13 protein-coding genes and 2 tRNA genes are annotated in these 14,609 nt (G+C 60.8%); 13 read left to right on the top strand and 2 right to left on the bottom strand.

The window, feature by feature from the left end; genetic code table 11:
- Positions 1 to 35: 35 nt before the first annotated feature.
- Both AC3YMN_RS10565 and AC3YMN_RS10560 read left to right on the top strand, forming a co-directional pair.
- Positions 36 to 356 (top strand): hypothetical protein, encoded by a 321-nt coding sequence (locus tag AC3YMN_RS10565; protein ID WP_127752962.1) that lies wholly within the window; start codon positions 36 to 38, stop codon positions 354 to 356.
- A 466-nt stretch (positions 357 to 822) separates the two neighbouring features.
- Positions 823 to 1,479 carry a PilZ domain-containing protein gene (locus tag AC3YMN_RS10560; RefSeq protein WP_489889979.1) on the top strand — a complete coding sequence of 219 codons (657 nt, stop codon included), beginning with the start codon at positions 823 to 825 and terminating at the stop codon, positions 1,477 to 1,479.
- A gap of 63 nt (positions 1,480 to 1,542) precedes the next feature.
- Here the strand turns inward: AC3YMN_RS10560 and glnA are convergent, their stop codons facing one another.
- Together glnA and AC3YMN_RS10550 are read right to left on the bottom strand one after the other, a co-directional pair.
- A complete protein-coding gene (gene glnA, locus AC3YMN_RS10555; protein WP_127752964.1) occupies positions 1,543 to 2,952 on the bottom strand; it encodes a type I glutamate--ammonia ligase in 1,410 nt (469 codons plus the stop codon).
- A 51-nt stretch (positions 2,953 to 3,003) separates the two neighbouring features.
- Complete coding sequence (locus AC3YMN_RS10550; protein ID WP_035079039.1) at positions 3,004 to 3,342, bottom strand: P-II family nitrogen regulator; 339 nt, start codon at positions 3,340 to 3,342, stop codon at positions 3,004 to 3,006.
- Between the two features lie 292 nt (positions 3,343 to 3,634).
- On the opposite strand from AC3YMN_RS10550, the gene AC3YMN_RS10545 reads away from it, so the two are divergent.
- From AC3YMN_RS10545 to AC3YMN_RS10495, 11 genes are all read left to right on the top strand, one after another.
- Positions 3,635 to 3,719: transfer RNA gene (locus tag AC3YMN_RS10545), tRNA-Leu, on the top strand.
- A 43-nt stretch (positions 3,720 to 3,762) separates the two neighbouring features.
- Positions 3,763 to 5,142: a trigger factor gene (gene tig / locus AC3YMN_RS10540; RefSeq protein WP_489889978.1), complete on the top strand. Its 1,380-nt coding sequence runs from the start codon at positions 3,763 to 3,765 to the stop codon at positions 5,140 to 5,142.
- A gap of 78 nt (positions 5,143 to 5,220) precedes the next feature.
- Complete coding sequence (locus tag AC3YMN_RS10535; protein WP_489889977.1) at positions 5,221 to 6,711, top strand: NAD(P)H-hydrate epimerase; 1,491 nt, start codon at positions 5,221 to 5,223, stop codon at positions 6,709 to 6,711.
- A 65-nt stretch (positions 6,712 to 6,776) separates the two neighbouring features.
- Positions 6,777 to 7,007, top strand: a complete 231-nt coding sequence (locus AC3YMN_RS10530; RefSeq protein ID WP_127752967.1) for a hypothetical protein — start codon at positions 6,777 to 6,779, stop codon at positions 7,005 to 7,007.
- A gap of 246 nt (positions 7,008 to 7,253) precedes the next feature.
- Positions 7,254 to 7,880, top strand: coding sequence for an ATP-dependent Clp protease proteolytic subunit (locus AC3YMN_RS10525; RefSeq protein ID WP_127752968.1), 627 nt, complete (start codon positions 7,254 to 7,256; stop codon positions 7,878 to 7,880).
- Between the two features lie 170 nt (positions 7,881 to 8,050).
- Positions 8,051 to 9,328, top strand: a complete 1,278-nt coding sequence (gene clpX / locus AC3YMN_RS10520) for an ATP-dependent Clp protease ATP-binding subunit ClpX (RefSeq protein ID WP_127752969.1) — start codon at positions 8,051 to 8,053, stop codon at positions 9,326 to 9,328.
- 363 nt (positions 9,329 to 9,691) lie between these two features.
- A complete protein-coding gene (gene lon, locus AC3YMN_RS10515) occupies positions 9,692 to 12,124 on the top strand; it encodes an endopeptidase La (protein WP_489889976.1) in 2,433 nt (810 codons plus the stop codon).
- A gap of 130 nt (positions 12,125 to 12,254) precedes the next feature.
- On the top strand, positions 12,255 to 13,442 hold the full coding sequence (gene tet / locus AC3YMN_RS10510; protein WP_489889975.1) for a Tet(A)/Tet(B)/Tet(C) family tetracycline efflux MFS transporter: 1,188 nt from the start codon (positions 12,255 to 12,257) through the stop codon (positions 13,440 to 13,442).
- Positions 13,443 to 13,639: 197 nt separating this feature from the next.
- Positions 13,640 to 13,918 (top strand): HU family DNA-binding protein, encoded by a 279-nt coding sequence (locus AC3YMN_RS10505; RefSeq protein WP_127752972.1) that lies wholly within the window; start codon positions 13,640 to 13,642, stop codon positions 13,916 to 13,918.
- A gap of 121 nt (positions 13,919 to 14,039) precedes the next feature.
- Positions 14,040 to 14,115 (top strand) — tRNA-Val (locus tag AC3YMN_RS10500).
- A 179-nt stretch (positions 14,116 to 14,294) separates the two neighbouring features.
- Positions 14,295 to 14,603, top strand: coding sequence for a hypothetical protein (locus AC3YMN_RS10495; RefSeq protein ID WP_127752973.1), 309 nt, complete (start codon positions 14,295 to 14,297; stop codon positions 14,601 to 14,603).
- Positions 14,604 to 14,609 lie beyond the last annotated feature (6 nt).

Raw genomic sequence — 14,609 nt, 5'->3', positions numbered from 1 at the left:
GACCTGCAAGCTGCGACAGGACCGAAGGTAAAGCCATGAACAAAGCGCTGCCAACTCTGATGGCACTGGTCTTGACGCTTGGTGTGGTCGTGGCCCCGCTGCCGGCACAGGCGCAGTTCGGGATCTTTTTCGGTGACGAGGAGCGCGATTTTCTTCTTGGCCCGATGCTGTGCCTTGATGAGCGCCAGGTTCGCCAGTCGGTCGAGGCGCAGGGCTATAGCGATGTGTTCCTCAACGTACCCTATGACGAGCATATCCAAGTGCGGGCGACCCGCGACGGGTGGGTTTATCTGCTCGACTACAACTACTGCACTGCCGAGATCGAATCGGTCGAGCGGCTGCGCCCCGCGCAATAGCGGGCGGGAGTTGTCCCAGTATCGGGCGACGCATTTACCAAGCCTTTGCTTCTTGGCAGCACTTTTTTAAAGGCGCGCTGCTAGAACAAGGGTCATACGGTTTTGTGTTTGGAGTTGCCGTATGCGAGCTCAAAGGGATTGTCGTACTGCGTATCAAGCGGTCCCGATAAGCTCGGTTGCTATCGACGTTTGGCCTTATGCCGGATCAGGTATTGCGTACCGGCTGGTCAATCTGTCTGCCCCCCGTTGGGGTGTCCTGGCGTTAGTTTCAGCGCTGTTCTATCTGGTCTAGTGTGCAGCAATCCCGCCTTGCGGGATCCCTTGCCCCGCCTTTCAGCTTTATTCTTGGGCGGGCATTAACCCGCGCTGAAGCCTGCCCCAGACTTGCGGGGAACGGGTGCCGGCCGGTGCGACTTGAACTCTGCGCAGTTAACACAAGTAATGACGCTGCGCGGAGGATTTCACCGTGCTGCCGAATCTGGACAAGCTTGTGCCACAGCTCAAGTCCGTGTTCGACCGTCAGGAACTCCGCCTGACCGCGAACCTGCCGGGCCGCTACGCCATAACCGAAAAACGCAGCAGGATCATCGAGCGCTTGCCGGTTTTCGCGTGCCGGCTCTGCTCGATCTCGCCCAACGACGCGGTCATCAAAGCGCCGGTATTGGGCTTTGAGGGCGAGCGCGTTTCGGTCTACTTCAATGCATTCGGCATTCTGCCTGCCCAAGTCTGCAGGGGGCTGCCGGATGGCTTTGAAATGGCGTTCGAGCTTGGTCAGGCCGAGCGGGAGAACCTTGCAGCCAAGATAGTCTGGCACAAGCGCCTGAGCGAAGGCGGATTGACCGAAGCTCGTGAATTTCCGCGCGTCGTTCCGGAAAACGCGGCCAGCATGGTGACGCTGCCCAGCGGAGAGCAGGAGCACTGCGTGGTGGCCGATATTTCCCGCTCGGGTGCTGCCGTGCTGACCGCGTGCCGGCCCGGTATCGGCACACCTGTCGCCCTGGGCCGCATGATCGGCCGCGTCGTGCGCCACACGGCTGAGGGCTTTGCCCTGCAGTTTCTCCAGATCCAGGATGCAAATCGGCTGGAAGAGATGTTGCTGCCGCCCAAGGCGAGCAAACGCTAGGGCAGGGGCTCTCCCGATAGGAGAAAGGGGCCTCGCGGCCCCTTCCCAGTTTTGGTGTTCGGCTTAGGCCGAGTAGTACATCTCGTACTCGACGGGATGCGGGGTCTGCTCGAATTTGATCACTTCGGTCATCTTGAGCTCGATATAGCTGTCGATCTGATCGTTGTCGAAGACGCCGCCAGCCAGCAGGAACTCGCGATCCTTGTTGAGGCTGTCGAGGGCTTCGCGCAGCGAGCCGCAAACATGCGGGATCTGCATCAGCTCCTGGCGGGGCAGCTCGTACAGGTCCTTGTCCATCGGATCGCCGGGATGGATCTTGTTCTTGATGCCGTCGAGGCCAGCCATCAGCATGGCCGAGAAGGCCAGGTATGGGTTCGCCAGCGGATCGGGGAAGCGGATCTCGATGCGCTTGGACTTCGGCGACTGACCGAAGGGGATACGGCAAGAGGCCGAACGGTTACGGGCCGAGTAGGCCAGCAGAACCGGAGCTTCAAAACCGGGCACCAGGCGCTTGTAGCTGTTGGTGGTGGGGTTGGTGAAGGCGTTGATGGCCTTGGCGTGCTTGATGATGCCGCCGATGTAGTACAGGGCTTCCATCGAGAGGCCGGCATACTGGTCACCAGCAAACAGCGGCTTGCCGTCGCGCCAGATCGACTGGTGGCAGTGCATGCCCGAGCCGTTGTCGCCAAAGATTGGCTTGGGCATGAAGGTCACGGTCTTGCCATAAGCGTTGGCAACCTGGTGGATGACATACTTGTAGATCTGTACGTCGTCCGCAGCCTTGATCATCGGGGCAAACTTGATCCCGAGTTCGTGCTGAGCCGAGGCCACTTCGTGGTGGTGCTTTTCAACCACAACGCCCATGTCGGCCATTGCAGCGAGCATTTCGCTGCGGATGTCCTGCGCGCTGTCGAGCGGCGGCACGGGGAAGTAGCCCTTCTTGAGGCCGATATGGTGGCCATTGTTGCCGCCTTCATAGGCGGTGTCGTTGTTGGACGGTAGCTCGGGATGATCGACCTCGAAGCCAACCTTGAAGGGGGTATTGGAATACTTCACATCGTCGAACATGAAGAATTCGGGCTCGGCGCCGAACATGACGCTGTCGCCAATACCGGACGCCTTAAGATAGGCCTCGGCCTTCTTGGCGGTGGTGCGGGGATCGCGGGTATAGGGCTGGTAGGTCAGGGGATCGAGAATGTCGCAGTTGATGGCGAGGGTCGATGCACCAAAGAACGGGTCCATATAGGCCGAGTTCGGATCGGGCATCAGCACCATGTCGCTCTCGTTGATGGCCTTCCAGCCACCGATCGAGGAGCCGTCGAACATGGTGCCTTCTTCGAAGATGTCCTCATCGACGACGCTCACGTCCATGGTGACGTGCTGCAGCTTGCCGCGCGGGTCGGTAAAGCGCAGGTCGACATACTTGATGTTCTCGTCCTTGATGCGCTTGAGGATATCGCTTGCGGTAGTCATTAAGTCTTCCCCTGTTTGGATCGGATGTTGGTTGATGGTCTCGCGCGCTGCTTAAAGCGCGTCGTCGCCAAATTCGCCGGTGCGGATGCGGATGGCCTGCTCAATGGAATAGACAAAGATCTTGCCATCGCCGATGCGCCCGGTTTGTGCTGCATTGCGGATCGCTTCGATTGCCTTCTCGGCCAGCTCGTCGGGGCACACGACCTCGACTTTGACCTTGGGCAGAAAGTCCACCACATATTCGGCGCCGCGATAGAGTTCGGTGTGACCCTTCTGGCGCCCAAAGCCTTTGGCTTCGGTCACCGTGATGCCTTGCAGGCCGACTTCCTGCAGGGCCTCTTTGACCTCGTCCAGCTTGAACGGCTTTACGATGGCCTCGATCTTTTTCACGTGTGCCTCCACTTGCTACGATAGGCTGGTACCGCCTCACAGTATGCATGACCCGTGCCAACCCAAAGGGAAAGCCCAAAACGTAAGCTTTTGCCGTCCTTTGCGGCGAAACCTATGGGGAAAGCGGACGCGCAGGGTCGGAGAATGAGCAGTTTTGGTGCTCCATGCACAAAAAGCGGGCAGGCGACAGGTTCGCAAGAGGGCGAGCCGAGCCCGCAACGGCCGCAATCAAGCTTTGACTGCCGTTTCATCTTAGGCTAGACCCTCGCGCAACCCGGCCAGCGGGACTTTAGCGGGTGTGGCGGAACTGGCAGACGCACTGGATTTAGGTTCCAGCGCCGCAAGGCGTGGAGGTTCGACCCCTCTCACCCGCACCATATACTCTCTGGCCCAAACCAATCAAAACGGGATGAAGACCGAATGCAGGTTACCGAAACCCTCAATGAGGGCCTGAAGCGCAAGTTGAGCGTGACCATTCCAGCCCAGGACCTGGTGACGCGCCTTGATGCCAAGCTCGAAGAGCTCAAGGGCCAGGCCAACATCAAGGGCTTCCGTCCCGGCAAGGTGCCAATGTCTCACCTGCGCAAGATGTATGGCCGCTCGGCCATGTCCGAAGTGATGACCGACGCCATCAACACCACCGTGTCCGATGCCCTCGAAGAGCGCTCCGAGCGTGCGGCTGCCCAGCCCAAGGTTGACCTGCCCGACGATCAGGCCGTGATCAACGACGTGCTCGACGGCAAGGCCGACCTGGCGTTTGAAGTTGAATACGAGATCCTGCCCCCGGTTGAGCTGTCTGACCTCAATGGCATCAAGCTGGTCAAGCCAGTGGTCGAGATCACCGAAGAAGAGCTTGACGCCGAGGTCAATCGCGTCTTCGCCCAGAACCGCGGCTACACCGACAAGGGCGACGACGCCGTTGTGGAAAATGGCGATCGTCTGGGCCTGAGCTTTGTCGGCAAGATCGAGGGCGAACCCTTTGAAGGTGGCACCTCCGACCACGCTCACCTGACGGTTGGCGCTGGCGAGTTCATCCCCGGCTTTGAAGAGCAGCTGATCGGCTTCAAGAAGAACGAGACCCGCGAGATCGAGGTCACGTTCCCCGAGGACTACCAGAGCGCCGAACTGGCCGGCAAGAAGGCGACCTTCGAGGTCACCGTGCTGCATATCGATGGCCCCAACACCGGCGAGCTGGACGACGAGTTCGCCAAGCGCCTTGGCCTCGAGAATGTTGCCGCACTGCGTGACGCTGTGAAGTCGCAGATGCAGTCCGCGCTGGAATCGATGAGCCGTCAGCACGTCAAGCGCCAGATCCTGGATGCCCTGGATGAAGGCCACAAGTTCGACGTTCCTGCCCAGCTGGTTGATGCCGAGTTCAACACCATCTGGAACCGCGTCGTGCACGAAATCGAGCACCACGGTCGGTCCTTCGAAGACGAGGGCACCACGGAAGAAGCCGCGCGCGAGCAGTATCGCACGATCGCCGAGCGTCGCGTGCGCCTTGGGCTGGTTGTCGCCGAAATCGGCAACAAGAACGAAGTCAATGTCACCGACGAAGAGCACCAGCAGGCGCTGATCGCCGAAGTGCGTCGCTTCCCCGGCCAGGAACAGCAGGTCTACGACTACTACCGCAAGAACCCGCAGGCGCTTGCCGGTCTTCGTGCTCCCGTGTTCGAGAACAAGGTCGTTGACTATGTCATGGGCTTGGCCGAGCAGACCGAGCAGACCATGACCCGCGCCGAACTGGCCAAGCTGATCCAGGCCGACGAGGACGATGTCCCCGAAGAGCACCATCACTAAGGGCGCAGCCCTTCACCAGAGCCGCCCTTCGGGGCGGCTTTTTTGTCAGCCTGTCCACCAGCCCGCATGAGCCGCACCATGACCAGCGCCCACCCCGATGTTTTGCTTACACCGCGGCAAATGGGCGAGGCCGACCGAGCCGCCGCGGAAGCGGGGATCAAGACGCTGCGGCTGATGGAAGCTGCAGGGCAGGCGGTGGCTGACGCAATCGTCGAGCGCTACTACCAGCGCTCGGTGCTGGTGTTGTGCGGCCCCGGTAATAATGGTGGCGATGGTTTTGTGGTGGCGCGGCTGCTCAAGCAGCGCGGCTGGCCGGTGCAGTTGCGCCTTCTGGGCGAGCGCGAAGCCTTGCGGGGCGATGCGGCGCAAATGGCGGCGCAATGGACCGGCCGCATCGAGCGGCCCTCGCCAAGCGACATTTCGGAAGCCGACCTCATCGTGGATGCGGTGCTCGGCGCCGGACTTGATCGCGACGTGGCCGGCGAACTGCATAGCCTCTTTGAGATCATCAACGGCAGCGGGTTGCCGGTGGTGAGCATCGACATTCCGAGTGGGGTTGACGGGGCGACGGGCGCGGTGCGCGGCATCGCCATCAAGGCGCAAACGACGGTGACCTTTTTCCGGCTCAAGCAGGGTCACCTGCTGCTGCCCGGACGCGCGCTTTGCGGCGAGGTGGTGCTGGGCGATATCGGCATCCCCGAGGCTGTGCTGGGGCCCATCGATGCGCAGACCTGGAAGAATGGTCCAACGCTTTGGTCGCTGCCGGTCGATGAGCCCGCGGGCAACAAATATCACCGCGGCCATTGCGTGGTGGTGTCGGGCGAGCCGCTGCAAACCGGGGCTTCGCGCCTAGCAGCGCTGGGGGCCTTCCGTGCCGGGGCGGGGCTGGTGTCGCTGACCGGTACGCCCGAGGCGCTGGCGGTGCATGCGGCGCATGTCACCGCCATCATGCTCAAGCCGGCCGCGGACCCGCAGGCATTGGCGCAATTATTGGAGGACAAGCGGATCAATGCCGTGGTGGCGGGGCCAGCAGCAGGGGTGGGCCCAACAACTGCGGACAATGTGCTGGCCGTGCTCGCCTCGGGCGCTGCGGCAGTGCTGGATGCCGATGCGTTGACCAGTTTTGCCGATGAACCCGAGCGACTGTTTGCGGCAGTGCGGGCCAATCCTGAGCGGGCAGTGGTGGTAACACCGCACGAAGGTGAGTTCGAGCGCCTGTTTGGGCAATTGGCTGGTGGGAAGCTAGAGCGGGCGCGAGTTGCTGCGGCACAATCAGGCGCTGTCGTCGTGCTCAAGGGCAGCGATACGGTGGTGGTGGCGCCGGATGGGCGGGCTGTGATCAATGCCAATGCACCAAGCTGGCTCGGAACCGCGGGCTCAGGCGATGTGCTGGCGGGGATGATTGCTGGTCTGATGGGGCAGGGCATGCCCGGTTGGGAAGCGGCGGCGGCCGGCGTGTGGTTGCACGCTGAAGCTGCCAACCACTTTGGTGGCCCCGGCATGCTGAGCGAAGACCTGCCAGGGCTGCTTCCGGGGGTGCTGCGCGCACTGAGCGCACCGGCTGGCTGAGCTTGGCCCTTGCGCGGGCGGCAAAATGCGCTAACCCATTGCGCCAACACTAAAGGAAGGCCACGATGAGCGATTTGACCCTCAGCCAAGCCATGGACAATGTTTATGCCTCGCTGCGCGCCAACAACGAGGATATCGATCTTCACATTGCCGCGCTCAAGGGGGCGCTGGACCGCGAGGGCTTAAAGGCTGCGACCTTCGAACCCGCCAAGTTGGCGCAGAACAACCGGCAGGGGCGCAAGACCATGCAGGCCTATTTCCGCAAGCGCGGTGTGGCGGTGGAATTCGCCTCCTGACCACCCAGCCATTTACCTTGGATGCGTTGTGCGTTGCTCGACTATTGAACCGCGCCCCAATGCCGCCTATCTCTGGCCTTACCGCGCGTTCATGCGGCATGGTCTGCAATCGGCTGTCGCGCTGATTCGAGTTTCAATGGCACGGTCCCCGGACCCTGGATGTCCGGTTTTCGGACGCGGACCGTGTTTCAACCAAGAGGGCTGACCGGTTTTCCACGCGATCCGGAACAGCAAAGGGGCATCTTAATGCAAGATCCACACGATCTTTATATGAACACGCTTGTTCCCATGGTGGTGGAGCAATCCAACCGCGGCGAACGCGCCTTCGATATCTACTCGCGCCTGCTGCGCGAGCGTATCATCTTCGTGACCGGCGTGGTCGAAGACAACATGGCGAGCCTGATCGTCGCACAGTTGCTGTTTCTGGAATCGGAAAACCCGAAAAAGGAAATCGCGCTTTACATCAACTCGCCCGGTGGCGTGGTGACGGCTGGTTTGAGCATCTATGACACCATGCAGTTCATCCGCCCGGCCGTTGCCACGATGGTGATGGGGCAGGCGGCATCCATGGGTTCGCTTCTGCTTGCTGCCGGCGAAGCGGGTATGCGCACTTCGCTGCCCAATTCACGCGTCATGGTCCACCAGCCTTCCGGCGGCTTCCAGGGCCAGGTGACGGACATCCTGATCCATGCCAAGGAAGTTGAAGGCCTCAAGCGCCGCCTCAACCAGATCTACGAAAAGCACACTGGCCGTACCTATGAGGAAATCGAGCACGCCCTTGAGCGCGACCGGTTCCTGTCACCCGAAGAAGCCAAGACCTTTGGCCTTATCGACAGCGTTCTGGAAAAGCGCGCTGTTCCGGACGCGGTTTGATCCCCGCTGTCCACACCAATGAGCATGCGCCCGCAACTGTGACTTGCGTTCAATTGCACCCAGCCGGATCGGCCTTTAAGGTCGGTTCGGCTTAGACTTTCTTTAGGCTCGAGCGTTACCGTCACCGATAACGCTTATTTTGGGGGTGTTCCGCCCCCGGGAGTGACTGGATGTCCAAAGAGACAACGAACGGCGAAACCTCAAAGAACACGCTTTATTGCTCGTTCTGCGGGAAATCCCAGCACGAGGTTCGCAAGCTGATTGCCGGTCCGACCGTGTTCATCTGCGATGAATGCGTCGAGCTGTGCATGGACATCATCCGCGAAGAGAACAAGACCTCCATGGTCAAGTCCTCCGATGGCGTGCCGACCCCTGCCGATATCTGCAAGGTGCTCGACGACTATGTCATCGGCCAGTTCCGCGCCAAGCGCGTGCTCTCCGTGGCTGTCCACAACCACTATAAGCGCCTCCACCACGCGAGCAAAAATCAGGATGTCGAGCTTTCCAAGAGCAACATCCTGCTGATTGGTCCGACCGGTTCGGGCAAGACCCTGCTCGCGCAGACGCTGGCTCGCATCCTTGATGTGCCCTTCACCATGGCCGACGCCACCACACTGACCGAAGCCGGTTATGTGGGTGAGGACGTGGAGAACATCATCCTCAAGCTGCTGCAGTCCGCCGACTACAACGTCGAGAAGGCCCAGCGGGGCATCGTTTATATCGACGAAGTCGACAAGATCTCGCGCAAGTCCGACAACCCCTCGATCACCCGTGACGTTTCGGGCGAGGGCGTGCAGCAGGCCCTGCTCAAGATCATGGAAGGCACCGTGGCCTCGGTACCGCCCCAGGGTGGTCGCAAGCACCCGCAGCAGGAATTCCTGCAGGTGGACACGACCAATATCCTGTTCATCTGCGGCGGCGCCTTTGCGGGTCTGGAAAAGATTATCTCGGCACGTGGCGAAGGCTCGGGCATCGGCTTTTCGGCCACCGTCAAGGATCCCAACGACCGTCGCGTTGGTCAGGTGCTTGCCGATGTTGCTCCCGAGGATCTGGTGCGCTTTGGCTTGATCCCGGAATTCATCGGCCGTCTGCCGGTGCTGGCGACGCTGGAAGACCTCGACATCGCCGCGCTGATCGAAATCCTGACCGCGCCCAAGAACGCCCTCGTGCGTCAGTATCAGCGCCTGTTCCAGATGGAAGACGTGGAACTGACCTTCCATGAGGATGCGCTCAAGGCGATTGCCGAGAAGGCCATCGAGCGCAAGACCGGTGCTCGCGGCCTCCGCTCGATCATGGAAGCGATCCTCCTGGACACCATGTACGATCTGCCTTCGCTTGAAGGCGTTGAGGAAGTGGTGATCAGCGAGGAAGTGGTGCGGGGCAAGGATGTTCGTCCGCTCTACATCTATTCCGATCGCAAGAAGGAAGACATGCCCGCCGGGGCCTAACACCGGCGCGATACAAGATCGAAACGCCGGGCTTTGTGCCCGGCGTTTTCGTTTGCGGCTCCTTGCCGTGCCCCACGCAAGCAGCCGTCCGTGGTTAACAAAAACGTAACCCCCATGGCATTGAACTGCAGATAACCCGAGCCAATATAGGTGTCATGGATAGGGGGCGCGCTGGCGCCGGTAACGCCGATGGCGAGGGACACCCCAGCTCTTTTTCAAGGCTCTCGCGCCGAAAAGAATAGCTTGTGGCGTGCCAGCACAAACCTATTTATTAATGAGATTCAGCCCAGCATCCTCTTGGGCTGTCTGCAATGGGTGCGCTACCCATCACCCCACCTCGGCGCACCCTCGAAAGGAAGAAAGATGACGGACGTCAATCCCGCCGCTGGCGACACCAGCCGTGACCGGGTTTACCCAGTCCTCCCCTTGCGCGACATCGTCGTATTCCCCGGCATGATCGTGCCGCTGTTCGTGGGCCGCGAGAAGTCGGTCAAGGCTCTCGAAGAGGTCATGCGCGACGACAAGCACATTCTTGTTGTGACCCAGAAGAATGCCCAGGACGATGATCCGGCCCCTGACCAGATCTACGCCACTGGTACCATCGCGACCGTTTTGCAGCTGCTCAAGCTTCCCGATGGCACGGTCAAGGTGCTGGTTGAAGGCCTGAGCCGCGCCACGATCGACCGCTATCTCCAGACCGTCGATTATTTCGAGGCCGAGGCATCGATCCTGCCTGAGCCCGAGGAAGATGCGACTGAAGTTAAGGCACTGGCTCGTTCGGCCCAGACCGAGTTCGAGAACTATGTGAAGCTCAACAAGAAGATCTCGGCCGAGGTCGTGGCCGCTGTTGGCCAGATCGAGAGCCATTCCAAGCTCGCCGACACCATTGCCAGCCATCTCGTGATCAAGATCAACGAGAAGGAAGACCTCCTGTCGACGGTTTCCGTTGCCGAGCGTTTCCAGAAGATCCTTGGTCTGATGGAAGGCGAGATCGGCGTTCTGCAGGTGGAAAAGCGTATCCGCTCCCGCGTCAAGCGGCAGATGGAGAAGACCCAGCGCGAGTACTATCTCAACGAGCAGATGAAGGCGATCCAGAAGGAACTGGGGGATGGCGAGGAAGGCTCGAACGAAATTGCCGAACTTGAGGACCGGATCAGCAAGACCAAGCTGAGCAAGGAAGCTCGCGCCAAGGCTGACGCCGAGGTCAAGAAGCTCAAGGCCATGAGCCCGATGTCGGCCGAAGCCACCGTGGTCCGGAACTATCTCGACACCCTGCTCGGCCTGCCTTGGGGCAAGAAGAGCAAGGTCAAGCGCGATCTGGTTCTGGCCGAAAAGGTACTGGACGAGGATCACTATGGCCTTGACAAGGTCAAAGAACGTATCCTCGAGTACCTGGCAGTTCAGGGCCGTACCGGTTCGCTCAAGGGCCCGATCCTGTGCCTTGTTGGTCCTCCGGGTGTGGGCAAGACCTCGCTCGGCAAGTCCATTGCGAAGGCGACCGGACGTGAGTTCGTGCGCATGGCTTTGGGTGGTGTTCGGGACGAAGCCGAAATTCGCGGCCATCGCCGCACCTATATCGGCTCCATGCCTGGCAAGGTGATCCAGTCGCTCAAGAAGGTCGGCAAATCCAACCCACTCTTCCTGCTCGACGAGATCGACAAGATGGGCCAGGACTTCCGTGGCGATCCGTCCTCGGCACTGCTGGAAGTGCTCGATCCCGAGCAGAACCACACCTTTGCCGATCACTACCTCGAGGTCGATTACGACCTTTCGGACGTGATGTTCGTGACCACCTCGAACACCTTGAACATCCCCGGGCCATTGATGGACCGCATGGAGATCATTCGCCTGTCGGGTTACACCGAACAGGAGAAGCACGCGATCGCCAAGCAGCACCTGATCCCCGAGACCCTCAAGGAAAACGGGCTGGCCCATGGCGAGTTCGAACTCTCCGACGAGATGCTGACCGCCTTGATCCAGCGCTACACTCGCGAAGCGGGCGTGCGTAACCTCAAGCGTGAAATCAGCAAGCTGATGCGCAAGGCCGTGGCCGAGATCGTCAAGACCAAGGTCAAGAAGATCGTAATCGACGAGGAAAAGCTCACCCAGTATCTGGGCGCCGATATCTTCAAGCATGGCGAGATTGAAGCCGAGCCACAGGTTGGCCTCGTGACGGGTCTGGCCTGGACTTCGGTGGGTGGCGAATTGCTGACCATCGAAGGCGTGATGACGCCAGGCAAGGGCCGCATGACCGTTACCGGCAACATCAAGGAAGTGATGAAGGAGTCGCTGACGGCGGCAACCGCCTATGTCCGCTCTCGCTCAATCGAATTCGGCATCAAGCCGCCGATGTTCGATACCAGAGACATTCACGTCCACCTGCCTGAAGGGGCAACTCCCAAGGATGGTCCGTCCGCTGGTATCGGCCTCGCGACCGCCATCGTTTCGGTGATGACTGGCATTCCGGTGCGCAATGATGTCGCCATGACCGGCGAGATCACGCTGCGGGGCAGGGTGCTGCCCATCGGTGGCCTCAAGGAAAAGCTCCTGGCGGCGCTGCGTGGCGGCATCAAGACGGTGCTGATCCCCGAGGAGAATGTCAGGGATCTCGCCGAGATCCCAGATATCGTCAAGGAAGGCATGGAAATCGTGCCAGTCTCGCGGATGGATCAGGTGATTGCCCGCGCCCTGGTACGCAAGCCCGAGGCGATTGAGTGGAACTTCGAGGATACGGTTCCGGCCGTGTCGACCACGGTCGAAGCCGCTGACGAGGGCCTCACTGGGGGCCTGCACTAAGCACTGGCGCAAGAGTAAACAAGGCGGCGGTCCCCATCGGGGCCGCCGCCTTTTTTTGGCTGCTGACATGCATTGTCATGCGTTTGGGATGTACTAGGCTGCCCGCCGCCGTGCCCCCGGAACCTGCCGCATGAACAAACCCCTGGTCGTGATCCTTTCAGCAGTGACGCTGGACGCCATCGGCATCGGGCTGATTGCGCCTATCCTGCCCAGCTTGCTGCGCGAGGTGGCCCATCAGGGCGATGTGACGCTGCTCTACGGGCTGCTGATCGCCCTTTATGCGACCATGCAGTTTATCTGTTCGCCCATTCTCGGCGTGCTCAGCGACCGCTTCGGGCGCCGCCCGGTGTTGATCCTGTCGCTGTGCGGCGCGGCGCTCGATTACGTGCTGATGGCCTTGGCGCCCAACCTGCTGTTCCTGGTGGTCGGGCGGGCGATCGCCGGCATCACCGCGGCCAACATGGCGGTGGCTTCGGCCTATATCACCGACATATCTCCCGTAGATCAGCGCGCGCGGCGCTTTGGCTATTTCCATGCCATGTGGGGAATCGGCTTTATCGTCGGGCCGGTGCTGGGCGGCGTATTGGGGGAATATTGGCTGCGGGCGCCATTCATCGCCGCGGCTCTTCTCAACGCACTCAATTGCGCGCTGGCCTTCTTCGTGCTGCCTGAATCGCACCATGTGCGTGGCACGGCCCGGTTCAGCTGGACTACGCTGAACCCGTTTCTGCCGCTAGGCTGGGCGCTGAGCTTTCGCGCGCTGATCCCGCTGATTGCCATTCTGATGATCATGATGTTTGTCGGTCAGATGTACGGCGTCGTTTGGGTGTTGTTCGGCGAAGATCAGTTCAGCTGGAGCCCGCTTACCATCGGGCTATCGCTGGCCGCCTTTGGCGTCTTCCATGCCGGCGCCCAGGCGTTTCTCACCGGTCCAGTGGTGACACGGTTTGGCGAACGCGCATCGCTGCTGATCGGCTTTTCGGCCGAAGTGTTCTGCCTCGTTGTGCTCGCCTTTGCGGGCCAGGGCTGGGTGATGTTCGCCCTGATGCCGCTGTTTGCCGTGGGCGGCGTCGGCATGCCCGCCCTGCAGTCGCTGATCACGCGCCAGGTGGATGCCGAGCGGCAGGGCCAGTTGCAGGGCGTTCTGGCCAGTCTGGTCAGTTTGACCTCGGTGTTCGGGCCACTGTTTTTCAGCCTCGCCTATGCCGGGGTCCGGGGGGAGTGGCCCGGGGGAATCTGGCTGATCGGAGCCGTGATCTATTGTTTGGCGCTGCCGCTCATGTTCGGGCTGCGCAAGCTGGCTCCTGCGGGGGCGTAACCGGGCGATTCTGGGGATTTTTCCCTCGGAAAAGCGCGGTGGAAGTCTTGCCCACCCCGATTTTCCCGTTCATTAACAGCTTGAGCGCGTCAGTCAGGAAAAGCCCCGGCTGCCTTGCGTCCTGGGCGGAATCGCCCAAGGGTGCCGCCATTTCCATGCTCGCCGGCAACGGCGGCCATTCTCTGTGAGGAAACGCTATGAACAAAAACGATTTGGTTGGCGTCGTTGCTGACAAGGCCACGATTACCAAGGCACAGGCTGCCGAGGCCGTGGATGCAGTGTTCGAAGCCATTGCCGAGTCCCTCAAGGCTGGAGACGAAGTTCGTCTCGTGGGTTTTGGTACCTTTGCCGTCTCGCGCCGCAAGGCATCCACCGGCCGCAACCCTGCGACCGGCGCCGAGATCAGCATTCCTGAGTCCAACCAGGCCAAGTTCAAGCCAGGCAAGGGTCTCAAGGACGCACTGAACCCCGCCTGAGCCTGAAAACTTCTTGGGGCTCCGCCTGCGTTTCGCGGCGGGGCCTTTTTCTTGGGGATTTGCGGTTGACGCGCCCGGTCGCGCACCCTAATCAATGCCCTGCACCGGCCAAACGGCCTGTGGGCGATTAGCTCAGTTGGTAGAGCGCCTCGTTTACACCGAGGATGTCGGCGGTTCGAGTCCGTCATCGCCCACCATTCCCCTTCTCGCAACCTCCCTCTAGCGTTTAGCGACCACCGCTCGCCTGCAGGACATGGGAGTAGCCTTGCGTTGTCCTCGCGGGCCATGCGTCAGCAGGAACTGACAGCATCATCAAAGCATCTGTTGAACTCATCCGGGCTGCAGCCGTTCAGGGGGAGCAACCCATGGAGTGGCGATGACGGAAGACGATCTCAAGATGCAGTTTGAACTTGTGCGGCAGTCCATAGGGACATGGTCCGCCGATGCCGTTCACTTCGTGGGCGCTGGCAGTGAGAGTCGGCAGGTGGGCACCCATGATGCAGACCAGATCGCTGCTGCCACGCGGACCCTTGACGCGATCCGGTCGGAACGGACCTCTCTGGCTGAGGCTACTGCGCTCGTCCCGACCAAGTCCGACGATCTGGCGCGAGGGATCGATATCGCGCTGAACGAACTGGACCTGCTGGAGCGGGACATCAGCGCCGCTTTGGCTGAGATGCGCTGAGAACTG

This window comes from Devosia sp. Z11_6 (assembly GCF_058133665.1).
This window is presented reverse-complemented; position numbering and strand designations above follow the sequence as displayed.

Bases quoted from the DNA above. Each gene is read 5' to 3' on its own strand.
- AC3YMN_RS10565 (WP_127752962.1), top strand. From the start codon at position 36: ATGAACAAAGCGCTGCCAACTCTGATGGCACTGGTCTTGACGCTTGGT.
- glnA (WP_127752964.1), bottom strand. From the start codon at position 2,952: ATGACTACCGCAAGCGATATCCTCAAGCGCATCAAGGACGAGAACATC.
- tig (WP_489889978.1), top strand. From the start codon at position 3,763: ATGCAGGTTACCGAAACCCTCAATGAGGGCCTGAAGCGCAAGTTGAGC.
- AC3YMN_RS10535 (WP_489889977.1), top strand. From the start codon at position 5,221: ATGACCAGCGCCCACCCCGATGTTTTGCTTACACCGCGGCAAATGGGC.
- AC3YMN_RS10530 (WP_127752967.1), top strand. From the start codon at position 6,777: ATGAGCGATTTGACCCTCAGCCAAGCCATGGACAATGTTTATGCCTCG.
- AC3YMN_RS10525 (WP_127752968.1), top strand. From the start codon at position 7,254: ATGCAAGATCCACACGATCTTTATATGAACACGCTTGTTCCCATGGTG.
- clpX (WP_127752969.1), top strand. From the start codon at position 8,051: ATGTCCAAAGAGACAACGAACGGCGAAACCTCAAAGAACACGCTTTAT.
- lon (WP_489889976.1), top strand. From the start codon at position 9,692: ATGACGGACGTCAATCCCGCCGCTGGCGACACCAGCCGTGACCGGGTT.
- tet (WP_489889975.1), top strand. From the start codon at position 12,255: ATGAACAAACCCCTGGTCGTGATCCTTTCAGCAGTGACGCTGGACGCC.
- AC3YMN_RS10505 (WP_127752972.1), top strand. From the start codon at position 13,640: ATGAACAAAAACGATTTGGTTGGCGTCGTTGCTGACAAGGCCACGATT.
- AC3YMN_RS10495 (WP_127752973.1), top strand. From the start codon at position 14,295: ATGACGGAAGACGATCTCAAGATGCAGTTTGAACTTGTGCGGCAGTCC.